The organism is Novosphingobium sp. GW835-FHT14H07, assembly GCF_058793515.1.
This window is the reverse complement of the sequence record NZ_JBXAFX010000017.1, coordinates 1-23,631: the sequence shown is the minus strand read 5'-3', so window position 1 is coordinate 23,631 and position 23,631 is coordinate 1. Positions and strand designations below refer to the sequence as shown.

The following is a 23,631-nucleotide window of genomic DNA, read 5'->3' as shown; positions in this document are numbered from 1 at the left end:
GGCCGGTGGCGGAGACCCGAGAACTTGAACGTCGCGACATTCACCACGGCAAGCACGCCCAGTTCCTTCTGTCCGCCGAGCGCGGCGGTGGCAACGGTGCGGCCTTGGCGCGAGTGGACGGTCGACGGACGACCGGCGCAGTGGCAGGCGCTGGCCGAGAGTGCCTCGACCCCCAATCCCTTCTTTGAACACTGGTATCTCATACCCTCGCTCGAAGCCTTCGATCCCCAGGGGACCAAGCGCTTGCTGACCGTCGAGATTGGTGGCGAACTGGCCGCGCTGATGCCGCTGACCAGGCCGCGCCGCTATGGGCGTTGGCCGCTGCCGCACTTGGCGAGCTGGCTGCATCCCAACGCCTTTCTGGGCGTGCCCTTGGTTCGGGCCGGCTGCGAGAGAGTGTTCTGGCAAGCGCTGTTGCAATGGGCCGACGAAGCGGCGACACGCGAACAGGCTCAGTTCCTGCACCTGCCCGCAATGCCTCTGGAACAGCCATTGACCGCAGCGTTGTTCGAACTGTCCGAACTGCAGGGCCGCAAGGCTGCGCTCGTCATGCGCGAACGACGGGCCATGCTGCATTCGCCGCTTTCGCCGGATCTTTACCTCGAGCGCGCGCTGACCGGCAAGAAACGCAAGGAGTTGCGTCGCCAGCACGCGCGCCTGGCCGAACAGGGCAGGCTGGCCTTCGAACGACAGCTGGATGCCACGGATCTCGAAAGCTGGATCGAGCAGTTTCTCCTGCTTGAAAGGCGCGGCTGGAAAGGCACCAGTGGCAGCGCAATGGCCTGTGCGTCCACGACGGAATCGCTGTTTCGCAAGGCGCTTGTCGAAGCTGCGGGGATTGGCAGGCTGGAGCGCCTGGCACTGACGCTGGACGGGCGCCCCATCGCAATGCTCGCCAATTTCCTGACGCCGCCCGGCAGCTTCTCCTACAAGACCGCCTTCGACGAGGATTTCGCGCGCTTTTCTCCTGGCGTCCTGTTGCAGCGGGAGAACCTCGCACTCCTGTCGCGACCGGACATCAGCTGGTGCGACAGCTGCGCCGCACCCGATCATCCGATGATCGACAGCCTCTGGACCGAACGCCGGCCGATCGGACGCATTTCGGTTGCCATCGGCGGCAGTATCCGGCGCAGGTTCTTCGAAACTCTCCTGTCGCTCGAATTGGGGCGCAACCCTGTCGGACTGAGCCGATGAACAAACCGATTGCCTTCGCTGGCGGAGCCGCGCCCCTCGACGCTTTCGACGAGACCTCGCGCTCCGCTTTCGCCGCCTCCTATCCGGAAGTGCCGCACAAGCTGGTCCACCGGCTGGGCATGCACCCGCTGATGCATCCCGATGCCCTCGCTATCCTTGGCGAGGCGCTGCCGGACCGCTCGGTCGAATACAATCGTGCGGCCTTGCCATTGGGGCTCAACGGGGAAAAAGCTCCCGCCAACGGCATTGGTATCGGCGAGACGATCCGCAACATCGCATCCACCGGAAGCTGGGCGGCTCTCAAGAATATCGAGCAGATCCCCGCCTATGCGGAGCTTCTCGACAGCCTGCTCGACGAATTGCGCCCGGTCATCGAACAGCGCACGGGCGCAATGCTGAAACCGCAGGGCTTCATCTTCGTGACCAGCCCGGGCGGCGTGACACCCTATCACTTCGACCCCGAACACAACATCCTCCTTCAGGTGATGGGGTCGAAGGTCATGACGATGTTTCCGGCAGGCGATGCCCGCTTTGCCCCGGACGAAACGCACGAGACCTATCACACCGGCGGCGGGCGAGACCTGTTCTGGCGCGATGAATTGCTCGGCGGCGGCAAGGACTGGTCGCTGTCCCCGGGCGAGGCGCTCTACGTGCCGGTGATGTCGCCCCATTTTGTACGCAATGGCCCGCAGCCCTCAGTTTCCCTCTCGATCACCTGGCGATCAGAATGGAGTTTTGCCGAAGCAGACGCGCGCGCCTTCAACGGGTTGCTGCGCAAGTTTGGCATGAAGCCACGCCCGCCCGGCCGCTGGCCGAATGGCAATCGCACCAAGGCGCTGTGCTGGCGGGTCTATGCCAAGGCGCGTGGCTTGCGCTGAATTGATCCCGTTGACGTAAACGGCAGCCACGTCCATCGCGTTTGCATGACCGACTCTGAAAATCCGACACCGCAGGAACTCGTCGAAAGACTGCTCGACCTTCTCGACGTGAAGGACCACGGCGGCGACCGCTTCGAGGGTCGTCGCAAGATCGGCGGCGTCGGCCGCGTGTTCGGCGGCCAGGTGATCGGGCAGGCCTTGGCAAGTGCAGAACGCACCGTCCCCGCCGACCGCCCCGTCCATTCGCTCCATGCCTATTTCCTGCGCGGCGGAAACGAGGATCACGAGATCGACTTCAAGGTCGAGCGTGACCTCGATGGCGGCAGCTTTTCGAACCGCAGGGTGGTCGCCAGCCAGCTGGGCAAGCCGATTCTCAACATGGTCGCTTCGTTCCACCGGCGCGAGGACGGGCGACACCATGCAGAGCCGATGCCCCAGGTCGTGGGGCCGGACGACCTTGCCAGCGAGAGCGAGTTGCGCCTGCGTTATGCCGCAAAGATGCCCGAGAAGCAGCGCCAGCAAATGCTGCAGCCGCGGCCGATAGAGCTGCGCCCCATCGAGGCCCGGCACTGGATGAACAATGGACCGCAAGAACCGCGTGCGCACACCTGGTTCCGCTCGGTTGGCGCCCTGCCCGATGATCCCCGCATCCACCGTGCGGTCCTGGCCTATGCCAGCGACATGACCTTGCTTGGCACGTCCACCCTCCCGCACGACATCAGCTGGTCGAAAGGCAACCTGATGGGGGCGAGCCTCGATCATGCGATCTGGTTCCACGACGAGTTCCGCGCGGACGAATGGATGCTCTATGCGTGCGACAGTCCCTGGGCAGGGCGCGCGCGCGGTTTCAATCGCGGACGGATCTACACGCGTGATGGCCGTCTTGTCGCCAGCGTGGCGCAGGAAGGCCTGATTCGACCGATCGAGCGGAAGACGTCTGCCGACTGATCAGGGCTTGGCACAGACGGCGCCGACGATGCGGGGCTTGTCGATCATTGCGAAGACCACCCGTCCGAGCGACGTCACACCGGGTTTGCCGGCAAGTTCCCGGGCGACTTTCTCGAAACGGTGACAGTTGGCAGTGTCAGTCGCGCCCCCGCCATAGCGGTTGCCAAGTTGCGTGGAATAGCTTTCGTACGCCCGCTTCTGCGGCGCGAAGAACGCGCGCATGCGCCGGTCCGCCGCCGCAAAGATCGGGCGGTGCGTGCCCATCATGGCTTCGATGACCGGCCCGATATCGGTGCCGATCGCCTTGCAGCGCAGGGTTACCGCCATCATCATCGTCTCGAATTCGTGAACGCGCGCCGCAGTGATGGTTTCACGGTCAAGGCACGCTTCGGCCTGGGCCGGGGTTGCTGCAAGCAGCACGCCAGCCATTCCCAGTTCCACCGCGCGCCTCACTTCGTCGCCGTCGCGATCTGGCAGGCCGTTATCGGCAAGGCCATGAGCTGGTCGAACTGGCGAACCACCGCAGCCTGACGCGCATAGGCGGCAGCGGCGACCTGCTGCTGGTAGGAGCTGGCTTCCGCCGCCAGGGCATTCATCGGCGAAGGATCGCGGGACAGCTGAAAACTGTCATAGGCCTGCTGCAGCTTCTGCATATGGGCAATGGCCGCATCATTGTTGGCGCGGGCAAGATCGAGGTGCGGCTTGTAGCGGGTCTCGTAGAACGCATTGCGCTGTTCGGCCGAGCAGAACGAGGTTGGCAAGGACAGGTCGGCAATTTCGGTCAGGACTGGCCGCGGGGGCAACGCAAAGCCATTTGCTGCAGCGACCCGGTCCGTGCCGCCGCCAACTTCCTGCGACCTGGCCAGTTCGAGCAGCAGGTTCGCATCACTGGTCACGTCCGAGGCTTCGGCAGTGGCAGCCTTGGGCGCTACAACCACTGCTGGCTTTGGTTCCGCGGGGCTCTGCATCGGCACAGGCGCGGCCGCTGGCGCAGTTGCAGCGACAGGCGTTGGCGGCGCGGACGGCGGAGCCGGCTGCGACACCACGGTCGCCACGGCCGGCGTCAGTTGAGCCGCAGGCGCCGCAACCGGCGCAACGGCTGGAGCGGCCACCGGCGCGACTGCAGCAGGCGAAATCGGAGCCTTGCGCAAGGTGGCAAGTTTCGCTCGCGCCAATCCGGCAAAGGTACCGGCAGGGTACTGCTGCAGATAGGCATCATAGACCGCCGGATCGTCGCTTCCCGCCACCGACTGCCAGAAAGCCAGTTCAAAGGGCGACCCGACTCCATTGGCGGATTGCGCATGCGCAGGAGCAGAAACGCTCAGCAGCAGACCCGCTGCCAGCGGAAGCGCTGCCTTGCGCAAATTCAGCCCCACCATGCCACTAGCCCCCCGGCTTCATCCATATTCGATGCAACTTCTGTAGACAACAGACAGCAGCAGCCTGAAACCGCTCCAAACAGAATAGGTTACCGATACGTCAATAGTGTTTTTGCGTATATCCTGCTTTAATTAAGCAAGTGTGTCGCCTTTTGGCCAAATTCGCGCCAATGTAAGCCCTGCGCTTCCAGCCACTGATCATCGTAATAGGTCTGGGCATAGCGCAAGCCCGAATCACACAGAATCGTTACGATCGATCCCACCTCACCCGCAGCCGCCATCTCTTCGACCAGCTGCAGGCAGGCGTGGATATTTGTTCCGGTCGAGCCGCCCACTGGCCTGCCGATCCGCGTGGCGATGGCACGCATTGCACCGATCGAAGCAGCATCCGGCACGGCGATCATGCGATCGATCACCTCCGGCACGAAGGAAGGTTCGACGCGTGGGCGGCCGATGCCTTCGATCAGGCAGCACGCACCCTGCGGCGGTGCTGTCACGCTACGATCGGCATGGTGACGATGGAAGACGGAGCCTTCGGGATCGGCCACGCAAAGCCGCGTCGGATATCGGCCATAGCGGATGAAGCGGCCAAGCGTGGCCGAAGTGCCGCCCGTCCCTGCCCCGCAGACGATCCAGGCCGGCACCGGATGGTCCTCGCGCGCCATCTGCTGGAAGATCGACTGCGCGATGTTGTTGTTGCCGCGCCAGTCCGTTGCCCGTTCAGCGTAAGTGAACTGATCAAGGAACAGTCCGCCCGCTTCGGCGGCAAGTCGCTCTGCCGCAGGGTACATCTCGCTCGCGCTGTCGACCATGTGAACATCGCCGCCATGGAAGCGGATGGCCTCGATCTTCGCAGGTGAGGTGCTGCGCGGGATGACAGCCACGAATTTCAGGCCGATCAGCTTGGCGAAATAAGCCTCGGAAACGGCGGTCGAACCGCTGGTGGCATCGACCAGCAACGTGCCGGGCCCGATGCGGTTGTTGCACAGGCCATAGAGGATCAGCGAGCGCGCCAGGCGGTGCTTGAGGCTGCCGGTCGGGTGGACGCTCTCGTCCTTGAGGTAAAGCGTGATCCCCGGAAACTTGGGCAGTTCGACGCGGATCAGGTGGGTGTCGGCAGAGCGGTTGAAGTCCGCCTCGATCCGGCGCACGGCCTCGTCGCTCCATGCCCTGCGCTGGTCTGCCATCCTTGCCTCCATCCTCTACCCATTGGGATGATAGAAGTCATAGACGGTTTGCGCCACTGCCGCGCTGACGCCCGGTGCCCGCTGCAGATCATCAAGGCTGGCGGCGCGCACCTTGCCCGCCGTGCCGAAGTGCAGCAGCAGCGCGCGCTTGCGCGCCGGGCCGATGCCGGGGATTTCGTCCAGCGGACTTGCAGTAATCGCCCGGCTCCGCTTGGCGCGGTGTGCGCCAATGGCGAAGCGGTGGACCTCGTCGCGCATGTTCTGGAGGTGGAACAGCACCGGAGAGTTCACGGGAAGCATCTTCTCGCGCCCGTCGGGGAAGTGGAACACCTCGCGCCCTTCGCGCCCGTGGTGGGGGCCCTTGGCAATCGCGATCAGCGGCACGTCCTCGATACCAAGCTCGCCCAGTGCTTCCTTCACCGCCGACATCTGCCCCTTGCCGCCGTCGATCAGAACGAGGTCGGGCCACATGCCGCTTTCGCGATCAGGATCTTCCTCCTGCACCTTGCCGAAGCGGCGGGTCATCACTTCGCGCATCATGCCGAAGTCGTCGTTGGTCTGCGCGGTCTTGATGTTCCACTTGCGGTACTGGCCCTTCACGAAGCCTTCCGGCCCCGCGACGATCATCGCACCCAAGGCATTGGTGCCCTGAATGTGGCTGTTGTCGTAGACCTCGATGCGCTGCGGCACTTCCGGCAGCTCGAGGAACTCGGCCAGCTCGCGCATGACTTTGGCCTTGGTGCCGCTTTCGGCCATGCGGCGGTCGAGCGATTCCACCGCGTTGCGCTGTGCCTGCTCCATCAACCGGCGCCGGTCGCCGCGCTGCGGAACCGAGATCTCGACCTTGCCGCCCGCGCCCTCGCACAGGGCTTCGGCCAGCAGCGCAGCCTCGGGCAGTTCGCGGTCCACCAGGATCAGGCGTGCAGGTGGCACTTCCTCGTAGAACTGCGCGAGGAAGCTGGTCATTACCTCTTCCTCCGACAGGCCCTCGGTGTGGCTGGGGAAGAAGGCGCGGTGCCCCCAATTCTGCCCGCCGCGGATGAAGAAGGCCTGCACCGCAACCTGCCCGCTCTTGACCGCCATGGCGAAGACATCGGCATTGCCGACCCCTTCGGCATTGATCGCCTGGCTGCCCTGGATGAAGGTGGCGGCGCGCAGGCGATCGCGCAGCATCGCGGCGCGCTCGAAGTCAAGGTTCTCTGCCGCCTCCTGCATCTGCGCCTCGATCTCGCGTTGGACGGCGCTTGATTTGCCGCCGAGGAAATCCTTCGCCTGCCGGACCAGTTCGCCGTAGTCCTCCGAGCTGATCCGGTCGACGCAAGGGGCCGAACAACGGCGGATCTGGTAGAGCAGGCAAGGCCGGTCACGCCGCGCCATGAAGCCGTCGTTGCAGCTTCGAAGAAGAAACAGCTTCTGCAACGCGTTGATCGTGGTGTTGACGCTGCCAGCGCTGGCAAAGGGGCCATAATAATTGCCCTTGGCCTTGCGCGCTCCCCGGTGCTTCTGGATGCGCGGGAACGCGTGATCGCCGCGCAAAAGGATGAACGGGAACGATTTGTCATCGCGCAGCAGCACGTTGTAGGGCGGGCGGAAGCGCTTGATCAGCTGTGCTTCAAGCAGCAGCGCCTCGGCTTCGGAATTGGTTGTGACAATCGTCATGCTGCGCGTCTGGCTGACCATGCGGCGCAGGCGGTTGGGCAGGCGATCCACCTGTGTGTAATTCGCAACGCGGTTCTTCAGCGCCCGTGCCTTGCCCACGTAGAGCACGTCCCCGCGCGCATCGAGCATGCGGTAGACGCCGGGCTTGGGCCGCAGCGTGTTCACCGTATCGCGGATGACCGACACGCCCAGCTCAATGTCCGGCTTGTCCGCTCCGCGCACGGTGGTGGACGCGCGATCTTCGTGGAAGCGCTCGGTATCGCGGTCGGGTGGAGGGGCGGGCGTGCGGGCCATGGCGTCCCCCTGCAAATAGTCGCTGAAGCGCGCGGCGCAATGGCAAGGTGGCCGGTTTCCCCAAAGTCATCAGGGTTTTCCCGCATGGTCCGTTTTGGCAGTATTAGCGCCGTTGCGCGACAAGCCTCACATGATCGGTCAACCATTTGGCAGGGCTGGAACGAGCGCAAGCGCCATTCCTCAGGGGCGGCGTAGCGACGCTCGCGTTCGCCTGCATCTGCCCGCACGCCTGATCCTCCTGACAAGCGTGCAGTCCTGCATACTCGAAGATCTCTCGGCTACCGGAGCCGCCCTTATCCCTGAGGAAGGCCTGCCCCCGGTCGGCGCTTCAGCGATCCTGCAATGTGAACATATTGAAGCCTTCGGCCAGATTCGCTGGGCCCGTTATGGCCGTTGCGGCGTGATGTTCGAGGAGAAACTGCCCCTGTCGCAAGTCATCGCCCTCAGGCACTTTTCCGACAACTTCGAGCAGACCGAGCGCGAACGCCACAAGGAACGCGCCCGGGCCTGGGTTCAAGGCAAGAGCCGGATCGTCTGAACCGTCAGAACTGCTTGCGGAACTCGATCTCGAACACCCGGCCGCGCGGATCCTGATACCCCGGCTGATAGCGCAGTGGCACCGCCCCGCTATCGTCAGTGACCCGCTGCTGAGCGTTGAACACGTTGTCGACAGACAGGGACACGCGCGAGCCTTTCAGGAACGGCACCTGCTCCACCAGTTTCGCCTTTCTGCCCAAATCAGCGAAAAGGCGCAGGTTGAATGTCGCGATCGGCGCGAACCTGAGAGTTGTGGAACCCGGCAGGCCGCTGGCATCGATGCGGGAACCGCCAGTGTAATTGCCACTGAGCCGCAGGCCGAACCCGCGATAGAATCCGCCGCCCTCCATCTCGAGCGAATGGCGCGCCACGCTCCCGCTGATGGCATCGCCATCCAGCAGGTTGAGCACGGTGCCACCGGACGCGATCTGCACGGATTGCTGGAAGCGCACGGTGTGGAACACCGAGAGGTTCCAGCGCCCCCGACCGTCGGAGTTGAACCCGCCCGGCCCACCGCGCCCCCCGCCGCCCATGCGCGGCCCCGCGCCCGGAGGAGGACCGCCGGCCCCGGCGCGAGGACCGCCCCCACCTCCGCCACCACCGCGCGCGGCGCCGAATGCGCCACGCTGCATGTTAGGGTCAGGTTTGCCGAAATTGCCTGAAAGGTTGATGCCATAGCGCAGGCGCGAACCTTTCTCTTCGGCAAAAGTGACCGGGCTCTGGTCCACTGACACGATCCGCCCCGAGGCATCGCGAATGACGCGCCCCGGAAACGCAGCTTCGACTTCGGACGTGAGCAGGGGGAAACTGTTGGTGGTATTGGTCGACCGATTGCGGAAGTATTCGGCGACGAAGGTCGAATCCTTCAAAAACGGCAGCGACCAGTTGAGGCCGAACTTCCAGTCGCGCTGACGTTCCTTCACAAGGTTCGGATTGCCGCCGGAAATCACCCGCGCCAGGACCGTCTCCCCGCGCGAAAAGTCGTAGATCGAGACGTTCTCGGTCAGGATCGATGGGCCGCCCAGCTCCGTCAGGCTCGGCGCCTTGTCGGCGGCCACATAGCTTGCCTGCAGGGTCAGCTTTTCGGTGAGGCTGTAGGTCAGCCCGCCGCCCCAGTTATAAAGCGTGCCGAAGTCCGAAAGCCGGTGCACTTCGGCATTGGCGTTAAGCGAAATGTCGCCAATGCCTGCACCGAAGCCTTCCCTCCGGCTGGTAATCGGCAGATCGACGCTGAACCCCGCTTGCGCATCCCCGCGCTTGAGATTGATCTGTCCGGTATTGGTGCGGGTGTCGCTGCTTTCGATGCCTGAATAGTCGAACCCGGCCTTGACAGTCAGCGCCACTTCACCGCCCGGCAGGCGCAGCGGACGGCCAGACAGCGTAGCCAGGCTTGAGAGCGAATCCGTCTTTGACAGCGCCCGGTCAGCCGCGCCGGGGAGAATCGCTGTCGTCGGCAGAGCGCCCGAAGCGGCAAGCGCACCTGAAGTCACCAGCGCCTGCACTCCGGAAAGATCGGCGCGGCGATCGATCGTGCTCTTCGTCTCGACGTGCCCGCCATCTGCGGTAACCGCCAGGTTCCAATCGCCGAGCGGCTTGTTCAGCGCCGCGCTCGCCTGCAGGGTCGTTGTGCGGCGGCGCGTGGTCAGCGGCTGCGGATCAAGTGTGAAGCGCGAGAAGCTGCCGGTGGCATCCGTCAACGTCACCCCATTGAGCCCGTTGAGCGAGCGCTGGTCATCACGCTGGGCGAGCAGGTTGACGCTGAGGCCCGCCCCGCTGCCAAGCGCACGGGCCAGCGTGGCGTTCAATTGCGCCGACCTGGAGTCCGAAATCAGCGTCCGGTAAGCGGCAGGATTCGGATCGCCCGCAACGCGCGTCGCCGAAGTGCCGGGCTGGATGATCCCGCGCTCCGCCTCGGTCAGCGGGCTGGCATCCTCAAGCTTGCCTGTAACGTTGATGCGGTTGCCGCCGGCAATCTTGGTCAGGGTGAATTCCTGCTCCCACTCGGTGAAGCCTCCGCCGCTGGGCAGGCGCAGCTCGCTATCGCTGCCGAAGCTGCTGAAGTTGTCTTTCAGAATGAAGTTCACCACGCGCTGATCGGGCCGGTAGCCATACTTGAGCGCAACTTCCTCGGGCAGGACCTCGACCCGGCGGATGGCTTCGGGCGGAAGTCCGCGCATCTCGCGAAAGCCCGAAATGCGCATGCCATTCAGCAGGACCACCGGCATCCCGCCGCCACGGCCACGCCCTGACGACGTCTGCGGCGAAAGCGCGGCAAGGAGTTCCTGCAGCGAACCGGCCCCATAGGAGGCGATCGCGTTCTCATCCAGCACCGCAATCGGCGGCTGAGCCGTATCGACCTGGCCCTTGATGCGGGTGGCAACGACCAGAATCTCGTCGTCCTCGGCTGTAATCGGGTTGCCTTCAAGATCCTGCAGCGCATCCGGCGGCGTATCGTCGGTTCCCGCGATCACGTCTTGCGCCACGGCCGGATTGGCCGCCAAGAGGCAAAGGGCAATGGCAGCCAGCGAGGGCGCGGCGGAAAATCTCACGTCTGGAAATCCTTGAACTCGGGGGTGCCGGGCAAGCGTCGGCTCTTCAACGTCACACCTGCCGAGACGGTCCCGAAGTGGCTATGCGCATTTCGTATCAGTTTGTCGCACTGCAGCATGCATGGTTACATCGGCAGCGGAACCTGAACCAAAGCTGGTCACTTCCAGCGCGCCTCTTCCCTTTTTCGCCCGGCAAGGCTATGGGCCGCGCAATTCCTCTGCGCGCGGATCATTTCCGATGACCTGCGCGTTCCTTTTTGCATACCTCTATACAAAGGCATCCGAGCCCGCCGATGGCGAAAGAAGAACTCCTCGAAATGCGCGGACAGGTGGTGGAACTCCTGCCCAACGCGATGTTCCGCGTCCGCCTCGAAAACGACCACGAAATCCTAGGCCACACCGCCGGCAAGATGCGCAAGAACCGCATCCGCGTGCTGGTGGGCGATGAAGTGCTGGTCGAACTCACCCCCTATGATCTGACCAAAGGTCGCATCACCTACCGCTTCATGCCCGGTCGCGGCGGTCCCGGCGGCTTTTGATGACGGGCGAGCTTTCGCCCGCGTCATCACCCCACCAACTGGTTCTGGCATCGGCCAGCCCGCGCCGGCTTGAACTGCTGCGGCGCATCGGCGTGACGCCTTCGCGCGTCGTGGCCACCGACATCGACGAGACACCGCGCAGGGGCGAACGTCCCCGCGCCCATGCGTCGCGGCTTGCTGCCGAAAAGGCCCGCGCCGCTGCCGCACTTGCCCCGGATTGCGTGATCCTTGCGGGCGATACCGTCGTAGGTGCCGGAGCGCGCATCCTGCCCAAGGCGGAAGACGAGGTAACCGCACGCCAGTGCCTCGCCCTGCTCTCGGGCCGTCGCCATCGGGTATTTTCTGCCATCGCGGTGATTACCCCGGACGGAGCCTTGCGCGAAGCCCTGTCCGAGACGATCGTGCGCTTCAAGCGCCTCTCGGACGAGGAAATGGAAAGCTACATCGCTGGCGGAGAATGGCACGGCAAGGCCGGCGGCTATGCCATCCAGGGCAGCGCCGAAGGCTTCTGCGACTGGCTTTCGGGCAGCCATTCCGGCGTGATTGGCCTCCCCCTGTTCGAAACACGCAAACTCTTGCGAGCCGCAGGCATCGATGTCTGCTGACTGGCTCCATGAAGCAGGGATCGGCGAAGAACGCGCGATTCTGGTTTCGGGCGGTCGCATACTCTCTGCCCGCGTCTGCTGGGGAGAGAAGGTGCGTCCCGGTCTGGTCGCGCAGGCCCGCCTCGTCACCCGCCACGCCGGCAGCCGGCGCGGTGTCGTGCGCTTCGATGACGGCGCCGAAGCAATGGTCGACCAGCTCCCGCGCGAGGCTACCGAAGGCGTAAGCCTGACCGTGCGTGTAACCCGCGCCGCCATCGCCGAACGCGGCCGCACCAAGCTCCCTGTCGTCCGTCCCGCCCCTGGCGAGGATCCTCGCCCAGCACCAAGCTTGCGCGAAGAACTCGAAGCGACCGGCGCTTCGGTCAAATCGGTCGCCATCACGGGCCGTGCCTTTGCGGAGAATGGCTGGGACGAACTCGCTGAACAGGCCGTCACGGGCGAGATCGCATTCGCGGGCGGCTCGATCATCGTCAGCCCGACCCCGGCAATGACACTTATCGATATCGATGGCACGCTTCCGCCGCTGAAGCTCGCGCTGTCCGCGGTCGATGTCATAGCCGATGCGCTGCACCGGCTTGATATCGGCGGATCGGTCGGCATCGATTTCCCGACGCTGCACCAAAAGAAGGACCGCCAACACGTCGACAAGGCGCTCGGCGATGCGCTGATCGACTGGCAGGGCGAGCGCACCGCGATGAACGGCTTCGGTTTCGTGCATCTGGTGTCGCGGCTTGAACGCGCCTCGCTCGTGGCGCGATACACGCGCTTTCCGGTCGCTGCCGCTGCCCGTGCACTTCTGCGCAACGCCGAGCGCGTCAGCGAGCCCGGCGCACTGTTGCTGTCCGCCCATCCGCGCGTGCTTGCCGCGATTCTCCCCGCATGGGAGACGGAACTGGCCAGTCGGACCGGCCGCACGATCCGCCGCAAGGAAGACCCGGCCCTTGCCCTTTCCGGCGGATTTGCCCAAGGCGTGCCGCTATGAATACGCCTGCCGCCCGGCCCACCCAGAAGCGCTGCCCGATCTGCGGCAAGCCCCGCAGCGAAGCCCACACCCCGTTCTGTTCGACCCGCTGCAAGGACCGCGATCTGGTGCAGTGGCTGGAAGGCGGATACGCGCTCCCGGGACGACCGGCCGACGAGGATCACGAAGACTAGCCTCTCCAAAATTTTCGCGCGATGGGGCTTGCCAAGCCCGCGCCGCTTCGCCATAGGCGCGCTTCCCATCGCCTGCAGGTCCTTCACAGGACGCGGCAAAGGACGATGCCCGGGTAGCTCAGTTGGTAGAGCAGCGGATTGAAAATCCGCGTGTCGGCGGTTCGAATCCGTCCCCGGGCACCATTTCCCTATCCGCCATCATCCGCGAAAAGTTTAAAAAACGGCAGAAATCTGCCATTTTCACCATGGGCCTAACCGCTGATGTCCGCCTTTGCACGCCCGTAGCCGGGTGATTCTGGGGGCCACTTTGAAACCGGCGAAAGGCGTGGCCCCCAAATGGCACTGACAGACACCGCAATCCGCAATGCGAAGCCCCAAGCGAAGCCCTACAAGCTGACCGACGAAAAGGGCCTGTTCCTGCTGGTCCAGCCATCGGGTGGCAAACTCTGGCGGTTCAAGTTCCGTGTCGATGGCCGCGACGAAGACGGCCAGCCGAAGCGCGTCGAGAAGAAGGTCGGCTTCGGCACCTATCCCGAAGTGAACCTGAAGGACGCGCGCCGGATGCGTGACGAAGCGCGCGCCACACTGGCGGCTGGCGTCGATCCTGCCGAGAAGAAGCGCCGTGATGCCCACACCGCCAAAATCAGCGCCGCCAATTCCTTCGAAGCCGTGGCACGCGCCTACATCGAGAAGTGCCAGCGTGAAGGCCGTTCCGAACGCACCACGTCCAAGCAGGAATGGCTCCTGAAGCTTCTGGACCGCACGGTCGGCGCGCGCCCTGTTGCTGAGATCCAGCCGTTCGAAATGCTGGAAGCCGTGCGCAAGTATGAAACAACCGGACGCACCGAAGCCGCGCACCGCGCCTTGCAGTTCGCCAGCCAAGTCTTCCGCTTCGCCATCGCGAACCAGTTGGCCCCGTCAGACCCTACCCGCGATCTGCGCGGAGCGTTGACCAGCCACAAGTCGAAGCACCACGCCGCCATTCTCGAACCGAAGAAGGCGGGCGAACTGCTGCGCGCGATCGATGGCTATGACGGGCACCCAGTCACGCGCTTCGCCCTGCAACTGGCCGCGCTGGTCTTCGTCCGCCCCGGCGAACTGCGCTATGCCGAGTGGTCGGAGTTCGACTTTGACGCCAAGGTCTGGCGGATACCAGCCGAGAAAATGAAGGCGCGCTCCGAACACGTCGTGCCCCTGTCGCGCCAAGCGCTCGCCGTGCTGGCCGAAGCGCGCGCCCTGACGGGTGATGGCCAGTATGTCTTCCCGTCGATCCGCACGCACCTTCGTCCGATGTCGGAGAACACCGTCAACGCCGCGCTTCGCCGTCTGGGCTATTCCAACGACGAAATGACCGGCCACGGCTTCCGCGCCATGGCCAGCACGCTTCTGAACGAATCCGGCAAGTGGTCCGCCGACGCGATCGAACGCGCGCTGGCCCACAAAGACAAGGACGCCGTGCGCGCCGCCTACCATCGCGGCCAGCACTGGCAGGAGCGCGTCGATATGGCGCAGTGGTGGGCGGACTATCTGGACACGTTGCGGACTGGGGCGGACATCCTTTCCTTCCGGAAACAGAAATCCGGCTAGAATGTAGGCCCACGGCATCCGAGATCGGTCCGATGATAAGTGCAAAGTTATGCTGTCAATGCGAGCGATCACCGCGTCGAAGTCAGCCGACATCTCGTTCAAGATGGGCATTCGATCTGCAGTGGAACTTTAGCTTGATGCCGATCGTGAGACTGATGCGGATTCCAGGTTGAAGACTAAGCGGATCGACCCGAAATCTTGCCTCTAAGCCAAGAGCAAAAAATTCACGCTACACCGATACAACATCGAAGGATGAGTCTAATAGTCTTGTCAGGTTACCTGACACAAATTTGGTCAGATAATCTGACACGCTTTTATCATTTAGCACTTTTGACTTAACAAGAAGTCTGCATATCATGGGGAGCCATCAAGGAGGACATCCCCATGAATGGCATCATCCGTACCAAACATTTCGATTGCCGACTTCAGCAACGCGGATTGAATATTTTAGTTGTTACGGCGCTTCTTACTTACGGTGAAATCCGTTCCTCACGAAACGGCGTCGATAGTCTGATCTTCACAAGGACTGCACTGATCGACATCGCGAACGATTTCGGCCCCGGCGTTGGTAGAATGTGCGAAAAGCTCCGAAATACCTACTTGATCGTGCGCGATGGTGTGCTGATCACTGTGGCACGCAGATACCGCTCCGCTCATTAACGTATCCGGTTGCGACGAAGGGTTCCAAATTTCGACGGCCCCTCGGTAACTCGAATCAGGCAATTGCCCCCCTGATGCGATCGAACGCGCTCTGGCCCACAAGACGCCGCGTGCGCCGCCAATCATCGCAGCCAGCACTGGCAGAAGCGCGCCGACATGGCGCCACAGTGGGCCGACTGTCTCGAAACGTTTCGGACAAGGGTGGCATCCTTTTCTCTCCCAAAGAAGTCACGAGTGGCAGGGTCAACACGATGTGACGAAGAATGACGTCCGCTACCGGCCGTCTATAAACTCGGGGATACGCAGTCGGTTGCACTTGAGTAAGTCTGCCTCGATCCACACGATGCCTACATGCTCCCTTCAAAAAGTGCGCCGAAGGCTTCGACGCAAGATAACAAGCCCCGCAATTGGATCGCTTCACTCGAGGCACTTCGTCTTGTCTGCGAGGCTTACGCCACTCACGATGTTGCCGAGTACGAGACGAGGGAAAAGCAACAGCGCGCAGCTATGGCCCGAGCATCCGATGCCTTGCTTCGACGGCTAAGCGAGGGAAGCCTGGTCAGCCGACCAGTATGGTTCCGGTTCGTACAAGGTCGCCGTGAAGAGGGTGATGAACATGTATTTCACCTGCAGCCGGACGAACGGCTCATCAGTCCTAACTTCTGGCGCACCCTGCAGCGTCTAAGGAATGTGGCGAGCGTTGATTGGATTGCTGGCGACTTCTCGTTTGAAGAAGACGATTGTGGAGTTTATGCGATCGGCTCTGCCACCGGCGTGAAGTTTGATCGTGCGGGTCTGCCCGCCGTAGACCTGCTGACTGCGCCGCCACCAACCAACCCAGGCGGCGCAACACGCAAGTGGGACTGGGATGGTGCATTCCTCCACTTGGCTGCTCTTGCGCACGCAAGTCCTGATGGTCTGCTGCGCGCTGACGGCAATGACCCGAACCAATCTGACATCGCGCGCCATTTGCGGGCATGGTTCATCCAGACCCGCGACGATGCTCCGGAAAGCAGTCAATTGCGAGCCTACGGAAAGCGCTTTCTTGCTGAACTCAACGCGGTCAAACTCCAGGCTGCCAATAACCTGAATCGCCGTTAGTTATTGGCAATATTTGGTAGTTCTTGGCCGACGCGCTCCTCTGCTTCGCTGAGGTTCCATTGCACCCGCTGGCACCCGCCATGGTTCATATGGAGCAGCACTGATGGAACGTCTCGCTTACTCGATCAATGAAACCGCCCGCGCCCTTAGCTTGGGCCGCACTTCCGTTTACGCGATGATCGCGGACGGGCGGCTGGAAGCCTTCAAGCTGGGCCGCCGCACGCTGGTGAAGGCGGAATCGATCCGCCGTCTGGTGGCAGGGCAGGAGTAATTCCGATGCCTGCCCGCCGGGTAAATCCCTACCGGGTGAAGCTGCATCGCCTTTACGATGTGCGTGAGCTGGCCGACTGCCTTGGGGTGGACAAGAACACTGTCCGCAACTGGCAGAAGGCTGGCCTTCACGCGATCGACGGGAAGCGTCCCACCCTGTTCCAGGGCGACATGACCAGGGCGTATCTCTTGGCCCGTCAGACCAGCCGCAAGCGCCCTTGCCCTCCGGGGACGATCTACTGTTTCAAGTGCCGTGAACCGAAAGCGCCTGCGCTTGGCATGGTGGAGTTCATCCCCGGCAAGGGCACCACTGGCAACCTGACGGCCCTTTGCGAGACGTGCGGCACGCCGATGCACCGCCGCGCCAATGAAGCGAAGATCAGCACGATCATGCCCCGGCTGGCCGTCCAAATCAGGCAGGCTCCTTCACGCCTAATAGAGCGCGTGGCCCCCTCCCTGAATTGTGACAAACTGAAGGACTGACGTACCATGGTAAAGCACAACGCCGACAACGCCCGCATCAAGCGCGACTACTTCCAGTACCTGAAGGAAGCGGGGCGTCGCAGCGAAGCGTCGATCGATGCCGTTGCCAAGGCGCTGGACCGCTTTGAAGAGGCGAACGGGCATAAGGACTTTCGCAAGTTCCACCGCCAGCAAGCCGTCGCCTTCAAGCGCAAGCTGGACGAGGAACGCGCCGTGCGTACTGGCAAGCCGTTGAGCCGCGCCACGGTGAACTCGACGCTATCAGCCCTGCGCGCGTTCTTCGTCTGGCTGGCAGGCCAGCCGGGCTATAAGTCGCACCTTCGCTATGGTGATGCCGACTACTTCAACTTGGCCGAAACAGAAGTGCGCATCGCCAAGGCCGTGCGCCATAAGGCGTTCCCCTCGCTCGAACAGGTGCACCATGTCCTGTCCGTCATGCCGTCCGCAACCGACATCGAGAAGCGCAACCGCGCGCTGGTGGCCTTTGCGCTGCTTACGGGCGCGCGTGACGGCGCACTGGCGTCGTTCCGCCTGAAGCACGTCGATCTGCACGATGGTCGCGTCGATCAGGACGCCCGCGACGTGCGCACGAAAGCCAGCAAAACCTTTTCGACGTGGTTCTTTCCCGTCGGCGGCAATGCGCTGGAAATCCTGCGCGACTGGTGCAAGCACCTTCGCGAAGTACTACTCTGGTCGGATGAAGAACCGCTTTTCCCGGCAACGCGCATCGCCATTGGCGAAAGCGGAGGCTTTGTCGCGGCGGGACTTCGCCGCGACGGCTGGAGCAACGCCGGACCCGTTCGCAAAATCTTCGCCGAAGCATTCGCAGCGGCTGGTCTGCCCTACTTCAACCCGCACTCCTTCCGCGACACGCTGGTCCAACTGGGCGAGCGCATCTGCCCGAACATCGAAGCCTTCAAGGCGTGGTCGCAGAACCTGGGGCACGCCCATGCAATGACCACGCTGACGAGCTACGGCACGATTTCGGCGCATCGGCAAGCCGAGCTAATCCGGGGCATTGCGGCTGGCGAGCCGTCCACGTCTCTCGATGCCGCAACCTTGGCCAAAGTTATGGCAACGCTGCAGAAGTTGACTGCCGAGGGCCTGTCCTGAGCCTTTTTGCTTTGCGGCAGTTGTCCAGCCAAGAGCGTATGCAAGATGCCCTCGCGTTGATGCGGTAAGGCACGGCGCGAATGAGGCTTTCCCGCACCCGAAGCGGCTGATTATATGCTCCTATGCGATTGCTCTCCAACGTCGGCACCGAGCGTGTCATTGATCACCTCCCCCATGCGACCAAGCTATCGGTAGCTACCGTGGGTACATCGGTCCCAGGCATGGCTCGCTTGCAGTCGAACCACGATCTCGAGCGCTTGCTTCTTTCCTCGGAGACCAACCTGCAATGCGACCCCGCAGATAGGCGTCGACGCAACAGCCTGACCCTGAGAGGGGAAGGCGTAGATTGCCTGCAGTGGCTGGCAGGTGCTGAGGTGCGAGCCACTGATCTGCCCCTACGCCAGTCGCTGCTGCTGTGTGGAGCGCCAGTTGCCCGCGCGGTGGTAGGGGATTGTGATCTGACTACAGCCGGCCTCGGCGTAGCACCCAGCCGAGCAGCTGGCATGATCCAGCTTCTGGAAGACCCTGCCGAAGTCCAGGGCCTCAGTGCGTGGTTCGAGGAGTTGTGGCGTCGTTCAAGCTCTCTGGAGGCGAACCCACTTGAGGCCGCACTCCACGACGCAACGGCATCCTTCACCGCTGCTGACGTCTATCGCCGCAGTCTGGCCTCCCTCTTCAACGACATGATGTCCGATGACGACGTCTTGCCCGATCGCCGCCTTGGTCTCGAAGACAGCCGCGTCTGGCAGATGCTCTATCGCTTCCAGCGTGACGGCGTTCTCGGCGCTATCGGCAAACTGCGCCAGTGGGGTGGCTGCATCATTGCAGACAGTGTGGGCTTGGGAAAAACCTTCGAGGCCCTCGCCGTCATCAAGTACCACGAACTGCGCAACGAACGTGTGTTGGTCCTTGCGCCCAAGCGGCTCCGCGAGAACTGGACACTCTGGACCCGTAACGACGTTCGCAATGCCCTGGCCGGTGACCGCTTCGCCTTCGACGTGCTCAATCACACCGACCTATCGCGCGATGGCGGCCTGTCAGGTGACATCGACCTCGATCACGTGAACTGGGGCAACTACGGGCTGGTCGTGATCGATGAGTCGCACAACTTCCGCAATCGCCCATCAGGCCGTGATGGTGAGAGCCGCTACGACAAGCTCATGCGTGACATCGTTAAGGCAGGCATCCCGACCAAGGTGCTGATGCTGTCGGCAACGCCTGTGAACAACCGCCTGAACGACCTGAAGAACCAGATCGCGTTCGCCACTGAAGGCAATGACGCTGCGCTGGCGGACGCCGGGATCAAGAGCATTGCCGGGACGGTGCGGCTGGCGCAGGCCGCGTTCAACAAGTGGCAGGCGCTCCCGGCTGACCGTCGCACGTCCCAACGCCTCCTCGACATGCTGGGCTTCGACTACGTGCGCCTGCTCGACCTGTTGACCATTGCCCGGTCACGCAAGCACATCGAACGCTATTACGGCCTCGGCGAGACCGGTAGGTTCCCCGAAAAGCTCCCGCCCGACAACCGCAAGACCGACGTATCGTCCGACGGCAGCTTCCCGCCGATTGCCAGCATCAACGACGAAATCCGTCGCCTCACCCTCGCCGCCTATGCGCCGCTTCGCTACGTGCTCGCCAACAAGCGCGAAGAGTACGACCGACGTTACACGCAGGCAGCCAAGTCCGATGGCTCGGTGTTCCGCCAGCTGGATCGCGAGGAAAGCCTTGTCGGGCTTATGCGCGTGAACCTGCTCAAGCGCATGGAAAGCTCGGTCCATGCCTTTGCGCTGACGGTTGAACGCCAACTGCAAGCTGTAGATGCGCTGATCGAGCGGATCGCGGCACACGATGACTCGGTGGAAGCGCCAAGCATCGAGGACTTGGCCGAAGATGATCCCATGTTTGAAGCCTTGGGCGTGGGCAAGCGCGTCAAGGTGCTGCTGTCCGACGCGGACCTCATAGCCTGGGAGCGCGATCTGGAAGCTGACCGTGAGCGGCTCGTGCGTCTCCTGCGACAGGCCCGCGCCGTTACCCCCGACCGCGACGCCAAGCTCGAAGAACTGCGCACGCTGATCGCCCAGAAGCGAGCCGAGCAGATCAACCCCGGTAACAACAAGGTGCTCGTCTTCACGGCTTTCGCCGACACCGCCGCGTACCTCTACGACCACCTTGCCGAAGAGGTGGACGGGATCACCGCGCTGGTGACTGGCAGCGGCAGCAACCGCGTATCGAGCCCTCGCCTGAAGCCCGATCTTGCTTCAATCCTCACCGCCTTTGCGCCCCGCGCCCGCAACCGGCCGGAGTCATTGTGCAGCGAGCCGCAGATCGACCTGGTCATCGCCACCGACTGCATCAGCGAAGGCCAGAACCTGCAGGACTGCGACTGTGTGGTGAACTACGACATCCACTGGAACCCGGTGCGGATCGTGCAGCGCTTTGGCCGTGTCGACCGCCTCGGTTCGATCAACGAGCGTATCCGGCTGGTCAACTTCTGGCCGAACATGGACCTTGATGCCTACATCGGGCTGGAGCGCACAGTCTCGGGCCGCATGAAGCTGCTCGACGTCTCCGCGACCGGCGAGGAGAACATCATCGAGGCTGACCCCGGCAACGGAATGAATGACCTTGAATACCGCCGCCGCCAGCTTGAGGCGATGCAGAACCAGGTGATCGAGTTGGAAGACCTGTCGCAAGGCGTGGCCATCACCGACCTGACTCTGAATGACCTCCGCCTCGACCTGGCCCAGGTTTCCGAGGCCGAGCGCGAAGCAATCGAGCGAATGCCGCTTACCGCCCACGCTCCGGTCCCGGCGTCTGACGATCTGCCCGAAGGCGCAATCTTCGTGCTTCGGGCCGAAACGCCAGCCGCGCTGGCCGCGCTCGATGCCAAGGACCCATTGCGCCCGCACGCCCTCGTTCATGTGCGTGCCGATGGCACGATCCACCTGCCGCACTCGGCACCCAAGCGCATACTGGACTCCATGCGCAAGCTTTCCCGGCTTGACCCGGAAGAGGGACAGAAGCTGTGGCAGAGGTTTGATCGGGAGACGCGCAAAGGCCGCAGGATGGAGCGCTGGCAGGCGCTGCTGGAGGCCGCCTTGGCAGGGGTGACTGGCACAGCGCAGGAACGTGCCGTGGACAGCCTGTTTACGACCGGAGCGCCGCAGGGCATGAGCGGATCGAGCGGGCTTGATGATTGGGAAGTCGTCGCCTGGTTCCCGGTGCTCGGGGCCGCATGAGCGAGCAGCCCATAACCGCCGAAGACCTCATTGCGGCGTTTGATCTGCCGCCCGGGTCACCGCCACGCCGCATTGCCAAGTCCACCTTGGCAGACAACGTGCCGACCGCCGCCGACAAGCGCTTGATCGATGGCAAGCTTGCCCGGCTCGACTGGGTCGCTGCGATCAACCCGGCGACGACCGGCATTGCTACGGGCGAAAGCGAGGGCTTGTCGATCCAGACGGTGAACCTGTTGCTCGCCCGAACACACGGCCCACTGCCGCCCCGGCTGGCAGAGATCATCCATCGTGCCATTCCGCAGCCCGTGATCCTGATCCACGCCGGTGAAGCCGCCGATGCCACTGCTGGCGTGTCGCTCGCTACCAAGCGCATGGCAGAGCGGGAGGCGGGGCGCGTGGTGTTGACGGCTCTGCACGATACCGGAGCCTTGGGGACGGCAGACCGGGCCTTTGTTGCCACGCTTGCGCTGGCGCGGTTGCCATCGCGTGACCTGTCGGCCCTGTACACTGGACTGGTTGAACGTGCCGAAGCTTTGGCTGCTGCGCGGTCAGGCGGCAGGCCCTTTCGGTTACCAACTTCGGCAGAGGAGTGGGGACGCTGGCGAGCGGCGCTGGTGGAATGCGGCAGGCTGGAAGGGGAAATCGCGAGCGTAACCGCCGCAATGCGCAAGGAAACCCGGTTGGCGCGTCGGGTCGAGCTAGGTGAAAAAATTCACATTTTCAAAGCCTCGCTGGACAAGTGCCGAGGTGATCTGGCTTAACGCCTCGACCAGCGGATGGGGGCAACGTGGGCAAAGGCGGCTATAACGGGGGATCGACGATAATCGGACCTGGCGGCGGCTGGTCGTTCGATCCGGCGGCAGATACCGGGAGGACGGAACCCACACGGACCAGGAGCGAACCAGGCTTGTTTGTTCCGCTTCCGAGGTTGAAACGGAAAAACAAGAAAAAACATAAAAAGCAGAAGGTTATAGTTGCGCGAGTTGAAGTCAGCAAAAGCGTGTTGCACCAGCACCGCATCGCGAGGGAGCAAGAGCTGGATCGCGACGTCATTTTGGACGATCTGGGTTTCGCCCTGCCAGAGAACCCCCTGATGCGACAAGTGGAATTGAAGATGTTGGTGGCAGCAGGAATACTCTTGCCCACGGGTGCGATCAACGTGAACCACGCCGAGGTTGCGGCGTGGCTGAAGACCAACGGAAAGAAGAAGTAGAAGCATGTCTGACCCAGCGAGCCCCATTCCCCGCGTGACCCGTGACGATCCGGCTGCGCACAGCGGCGATGTGGTGGCGGAGAACATTGCGGCGTTGAAGACGCTGTTCCCGGCGATTGTGACCGATGGGAAGGTCGATTTCGACGTGTTGCGCCAGTTGCTGGGCGATGCGGTGGACGATGGGGCCGAACGCTATGGCCTGAACTGGAAGGGCAAGGCCAAGGCCCGCGCCTTTGCACTCACACCCAGCCTCGGCACCCTTCGCCCGGCAAAGGAAGACAGCGTCGATTGGGACACGACGAAGAACATCATGATCGAGGGCGACAACCTCGAAGTGCTCAAGCTGCTGCGCAAGAGCTACGCGGGCAAGGTCAAACTTATCTACATCGATCCACCCTACAATACGGGCAAGGACTTCGTTTACCCAGATAATTTCTCCGACAGCTTGGCAAACTACGAGGCACTGACCGGCCAGCGCGGCGAGAACGGCGTTCGACTGTCGAGCAACAAGGAAGCCAGCGGGCGGTTTCATACCGACTGGCTGAACATGATGTACCCGCGATTGATGCTCGCTAATGACTTGCTATCGAAAATCGGTGCAATTTTTGTCAGTGTCGACGATGCTGAGCAGGCCTCTCTCAAGAGGATGTGTGACGAAGTTTTTGGTGAACAAAATTTTGTTGCGACAATTGTATGGGAAAAGGTCCATACTCGCAAAAACTCTTCACGATACTTCTCTTCATCCCATGACTTTATCTTGTGCTATGCAAAAAGCAAGGAAGACTGGCCAAGGCCCCTTCTGCCCCGTGACAATACTGACGCATATTCAAACCCAGACAATCATCCAAAGGGTCCTTGGAAACTAGACCCCATCACTGCGCATAATTATTATTCTGCGGAATACACCATCACAAAACCTAACGGTGTTACACTTTCACGTCCGCAAGGTCGATATTGGGCTTTTAGAGCCCGAACCGAAAGTTGTTGAGCAATACCAGCATGTTGTGATTCACGCCTCTTTGCGAAGAGAAGGAGTGAATG

General features: G+C 62.7%; 23 protein-coding genes and 1 tRNA gene. 19 read left to right on the top strand and 5 right to left on the bottom strand.

The window, feature by feature from the left end; genetic code table 11:
- Window positions 1–24: 24 nt before the first annotated feature.
- From AC1Q5P_RS14980 to AC1Q5P_RS14970, 3 genes are read left to right on the top strand one after another with little or no spacing between them, the layout of a single operon-like run.
- Window positions 25–1,194, top strand: a complete 1,170-nt coding sequence (locus tag AC1Q5P_RS14980; protein ID WP_492519353.1) for a GNAT family N-acetyltransferase — start codon at window positions 25–27, stop codon at window positions 1,192–1,194.
- Complete coding sequence (locus AC1Q5P_RS14975; protein WP_492519352.1) at window positions 1,191–2,072, top strand: transcriptional regulator; 882 nt, start codon at window positions 1,191–1,193, stop codon at window positions 2,070–2,072. The genes AC1Q5P_RS14980 and AC1Q5P_RS14975 overlap by 4 nt, the downstream gene beginning before the upstream one ends.
- A 45-nt stretch (window positions 2,073–2,117) precedes the next feature.
- A complete protein-coding gene (locus AC1Q5P_RS14970) occupies window positions 2,118–3,020 on the top strand; it encodes an acyl-CoA thioesterase (RefSeq protein WP_039336532.1) in 903 nt (300 codons plus the stop codon).
- Here AC1Q5P_RS14970 and AC1Q5P_RS14965 read toward each other — a convergent pair whose 3' ends face one another.
- The 4 genes from AC1Q5P_RS14965 to uvrC form a co-directional block, all read right to left on the bottom strand.
- Window positions 3,021–3,473 (bottom strand): hypothetical protein, encoded by a 453-nt coding sequence (locus AC1Q5P_RS14965; protein WP_039336531.1) that lies wholly within the window; start codon window positions 3,471–3,473, stop codon window positions 3,021–3,023.
- Window positions 3,470–4,399 (bottom strand): hypothetical protein, encoded by a 930-nt coding sequence (locus tag AC1Q5P_RS14960; RefSeq protein ID WP_492519351.1) that lies wholly within the window; start codon window positions 4,397–4,399, stop codon window positions 3,470–3,472. Before AC1Q5P_RS14960 ends, AC1Q5P_RS14965 begins: the two co-directional genes overlap by 4 nt.
- Before the next feature lie 128 nt (window positions 4,400–4,527).
- Entirely contained in the window at window positions 4,528–5,586 is a 1,059-nt protein-coding gene (locus tag AC1Q5P_RS14955) for a PLP-dependent cysteine synthase family protein (RefSeq protein ID WP_039336530.1), read from the bottom strand.
- A 15-nt stretch (window positions 5,587–5,601) separates the two neighbouring features.
- Window positions 5,602–7,539, bottom strand: coding sequence for an excinuclease ABC subunit UvrC (gene uvrC / locus AC1Q5P_RS14950; RefSeq protein WP_062343118.1), 1,938 nt, complete (start codon window positions 7,537–7,539; stop codon window positions 5,602–5,604).
- A gap of 130 nt (window positions 7,540–7,669) precedes the next feature.
- On the opposite strand from uvrC, the gene AC1Q5P_RS14945 reads away from it, so the two are divergent.
- Window positions 7,670–8,077 (top strand): PilZ domain-containing protein, encoded by a 408-nt coding sequence (locus tag AC1Q5P_RS14945; RefSeq protein WP_052242589.1) that lies wholly within the window; start codon window positions 7,670–7,672, stop codon window positions 8,075–8,077.
- 4 nt (window positions 8,078–8,081) lie between these two features.
- On the opposite strand, the gene AC1Q5P_RS14940 is transcribed toward AC1Q5P_RS14945, so the two are convergent.
- Window positions 8,082–10,625, bottom strand: a complete 2,544-nt coding sequence (locus AC1Q5P_RS14940) for a TonB-dependent receptor (protein WP_492519350.1) — start codon at window positions 10,623–10,625, stop codon at window positions 8,082–8,084.
- 293 nt (window positions 10,626–10,918) lie between these two features.
- Here AC1Q5P_RS14940 and infA point away from each other — a divergent pair, with 293 nt between their 5' ends.
- From infA to AC1Q5P_RS14865, 15 genes are all read left to right on the top strand, one after another.
- Entirely contained in the window at window positions 10,919–11,164 is a 246-nt protein-coding gene (gene infA / locus AC1Q5P_RS14935) for a translation initiation factor IF-1 (protein ID WP_039338683.1), read from the top strand.
- A complete protein-coding gene (locus AC1Q5P_RS14930) occupies window positions 11,164–11,769 on the top strand; it encodes a Maf family protein (RefSeq protein WP_492477567.1) in 606 nt (201 codons plus the stop codon). The genes infA and AC1Q5P_RS14930 overlap by 1 nt, the downstream gene beginning before the upstream one ends.
- Window positions 11,759–12,751 (top strand): ribonuclease E/G, encoded by a 993-nt coding sequence (locus AC1Q5P_RS14925; protein WP_492477566.1) that lies wholly within the window; start codon window positions 11,759–11,761, stop codon window positions 12,749–12,751. Before AC1Q5P_RS14930 ends, AC1Q5P_RS14925 begins: the two co-directional genes overlap by 11 nt.
- The gene (yacG, locus tag AC1Q5P_RS14920) at window positions 12,748–12,924 is read left to right on the top strand and encodes a DNA gyrase inhibitor YacG (protein ID WP_062343545.1); all 177 of its coding nucleotides are present in this window, start codon (window positions 12,748–12,750) and stop codon (window positions 12,922–12,924) included. Before AC1Q5P_RS14925 ends, yacG begins: the two co-directional genes overlap by 4 nt.
- Before the next feature lie 107 nt (window positions 12,925–13,031).
- Window positions 13,032–13,107: transfer RNA gene (locus AC1Q5P_RS14915), tRNA-Phe, on the top strand.
- A gap of 153 nt (window positions 13,108–13,260) precedes the next feature.
- A complete protein-coding gene (locus tag AC1Q5P_RS14910) occupies window positions 13,261–14,511 on the top strand; it encodes a tyrosine-type recombinase/integrase (RefSeq protein ID WP_492519349.1) in 1,251 nt (416 codons plus the stop codon).
- A gap of 384 nt (window positions 14,512–14,895) precedes the next feature.
- Entirely contained in the window at window positions 14,896–15,171 is a 276-nt protein-coding gene (locus AC1Q5P_RS14905) for a hypothetical protein (protein WP_492519348.1), read from the top strand.
- Between the two features lie 351 nt (window positions 15,172–15,522).
- On the top strand, window positions 15,523–16,272 hold the full coding sequence (locus tag AC1Q5P_RS14900) for a hypothetical protein (protein ID WP_492519347.1): 750 nt from the start codon (window positions 15,523–15,525) through the stop codon (window positions 16,270–16,272).
- Between the two features lie 103 nt (window positions 16,273–16,375).
- Window positions 16,376–16,543 (top strand): helix-turn-helix domain-containing protein, encoded by a 168-nt coding sequence (locus AC1Q5P_RS14895; protein ID WP_492519346.1) that lies wholly within the window; start codon window positions 16,376–16,378, stop codon window positions 16,541–16,543.
- 5 nt (window positions 16,544–16,548) lie between these two features.
- A complete protein-coding gene (locus tag AC1Q5P_RS14890; RefSeq protein WP_492519345.1) occupies window positions 16,549–17,025 on the top strand; it encodes a helix-turn-helix domain-containing protein in 477 nt (158 codons plus the stop codon).
- A 6-nt stretch (window positions 17,026–17,031) separates the two neighbouring features.
- Window positions 17,032–18,138 carry a tyrosine-type recombinase/integrase gene (locus AC1Q5P_RS14885; RefSeq protein WP_492519344.1) on the top strand — a complete coding sequence of 369 codons (1,107 nt, stop codon included), beginning with the start codon at window positions 17,032–17,034 and terminating at the stop codon, window positions 18,136–18,138.
- A 503-nt stretch (window positions 18,139–18,641) separates the two neighbouring features.
- Window positions 18,642–21,377 (top strand): helicase-related protein, encoded by a 2,736-nt coding sequence (locus AC1Q5P_RS14880; RefSeq protein WP_492519343.1) that lies wholly within the window; start codon window positions 18,642–18,644, stop codon window positions 21,375–21,377.
- Window positions 21,374–22,138: a DUF4391 domain-containing protein gene (locus AC1Q5P_RS14875; RefSeq protein WP_492519342.1), complete on the top strand. Its 765-nt coding sequence runs from the start codon at window positions 21,374–21,376 to the stop codon at window positions 22,136–22,138. Before AC1Q5P_RS14880 ends, AC1Q5P_RS14875 begins: the two co-directional genes overlap by 4 nt.
- A gap of 146 nt (window positions 22,139–22,284) precedes the next feature.
- Window positions 22,285–22,590 carry a hypothetical protein gene (locus AC1Q5P_RS14870; protein ID WP_492519341.1) on the top strand — a complete coding sequence of 102 codons (306 nt, stop codon included), beginning with the start codon at window positions 22,285–22,287 and terminating at the stop codon, window positions 22,588–22,590.
- Window positions 22,591–22,594: 4 nt separating this feature from the next.
- On the top strand, window positions 22,595–23,578 hold the full coding sequence (locus tag AC1Q5P_RS14865; protein ID WP_492519340.1) for a site-specific DNA-methyltransferase: 984 nt from the start codon (window positions 22,595–22,597) through the stop codon (window positions 23,576–23,578).
- Window positions 23,579–23,631 lie beyond the last annotated feature (53 nt).

Bases quoted from the DNA above. Each gene is read 5' to 3' on its own strand.
- AC1Q5P_RS14975 (WP_492519352.1), top strand. From the start codon at position 1,191: ATGAACAAACCGATTGCCTTCGCTGGCGGAGCCGCGCCCCTCGACGCT.
- AC1Q5P_RS14970 (WP_039336532.1), top strand. From the start codon at position 2,118: ATGACCGACTCTGAAAATCCGACACCGCAGGAACTCGTCGAAAGACTG.
- AC1Q5P_RS14960 (WP_492519351.1), bottom strand. From the start codon at position 4,399: ATGGTGGGGCTGAATTTGCGCAAGGCAGCGCTTCCGCTGGCAGCGGGT.
- AC1Q5P_RS14955 (WP_039336530.1), bottom strand. From the start codon at position 5,586: ATGGCAGACCAGCGCAGGGCATGGAGCGACGAGGCCGTGCGCCGGATC.
- uvrC (WP_062343118.1), bottom strand. From the start codon at position 7,539: ATGGCCCGCACGCCCGCCCCTCCACCCGACCGCGATACCGAGCGCTTC.
- AC1Q5P_RS14945 (WP_052242589.1), top strand. From the start codon at position 7,670: ATGATCGGTCAACCATTTGGCAGGGCTGGAACGAGCGCAAGCGCCATT.
- infA (WP_039338683.1), top strand. From the start codon at position 10,919: ATGGCGAAAGAAGAACTCCTCGAAATGCGCGGACAGGTGGTGGAACTC.
- AC1Q5P_RS14930 (WP_492477567.1), top strand. From the start codon at position 11,164: ATGACGGGCGAGCTTTCGCCCGCGTCATCACCCCACCAACTGGTTCTG.
- AC1Q5P_RS14925 (WP_492477566.1), top strand. From the start codon at position 11,759: ATGTCTGCTGACTGGCTCCATGAAGCAGGGATCGGCGAAGAACGCGCG.
- yacG (WP_062343545.1), top strand. From the start codon at position 12,748: ATGAATACGCCTGCCGCCCGGCCCACCCAGAAGCGCTGCCCGATCTGC.
- AC1Q5P_RS14910 (WP_492519349.1), top strand. From the start codon at position 13,261: ATGGCACTGACAGACACCGCAATCCGCAATGCGAAGCCCCAAGCGAAG.
- AC1Q5P_RS14905 (WP_492519348.1), top strand. From the start codon at position 14,896: ATGAATGGCATCATCCGTACCAAACATTTCGATTGCCGACTTCAGCAA.
- AC1Q5P_RS14900 (WP_492519347.1), top strand. From the start codon at position 15,523: ATGCTCCCTTCAAAAAGTGCGCCGAAGGCTTCGACGCAAGATAACAAG.
- AC1Q5P_RS14895 (WP_492519346.1), top strand. From the start codon at position 16,376: ATGGAACGTCTCGCTTACTCGATCAATGAAACCGCCCGCGCCCTTAGC.
- AC1Q5P_RS14890 (WP_492519345.1), top strand. From the start codon at position 16,549: ATGCCTGCCCGCCGGGTAAATCCCTACCGGGTGAAGCTGCATCGCCTT.
- AC1Q5P_RS14885 (WP_492519344.1), top strand. From the start codon at position 17,032: ATGGTAAAGCACAACGCCGACAACGCCCGCATCAAGCGCGACTACTTC.
- AC1Q5P_RS14880 (WP_492519343.1), top strand. From the start codon at position 18,642: ATGATCCAGCTTCTGGAAGACCCTGCCGAAGTCCAGGGCCTCAGTGCG.
- AC1Q5P_RS14875 (WP_492519342.1), top strand. From the start codon at position 21,374: ATGAGCGAGCAGCCCATAACCGCCGAAGACCTCATTGCGGCGTTTGAT.
- AC1Q5P_RS14865 (WP_492519340.1), top strand. From the start codon at position 22,595: ATGTCTGACCCAGCGAGCCCCATTCCCCGCGTGACCCGTGACGATCCG.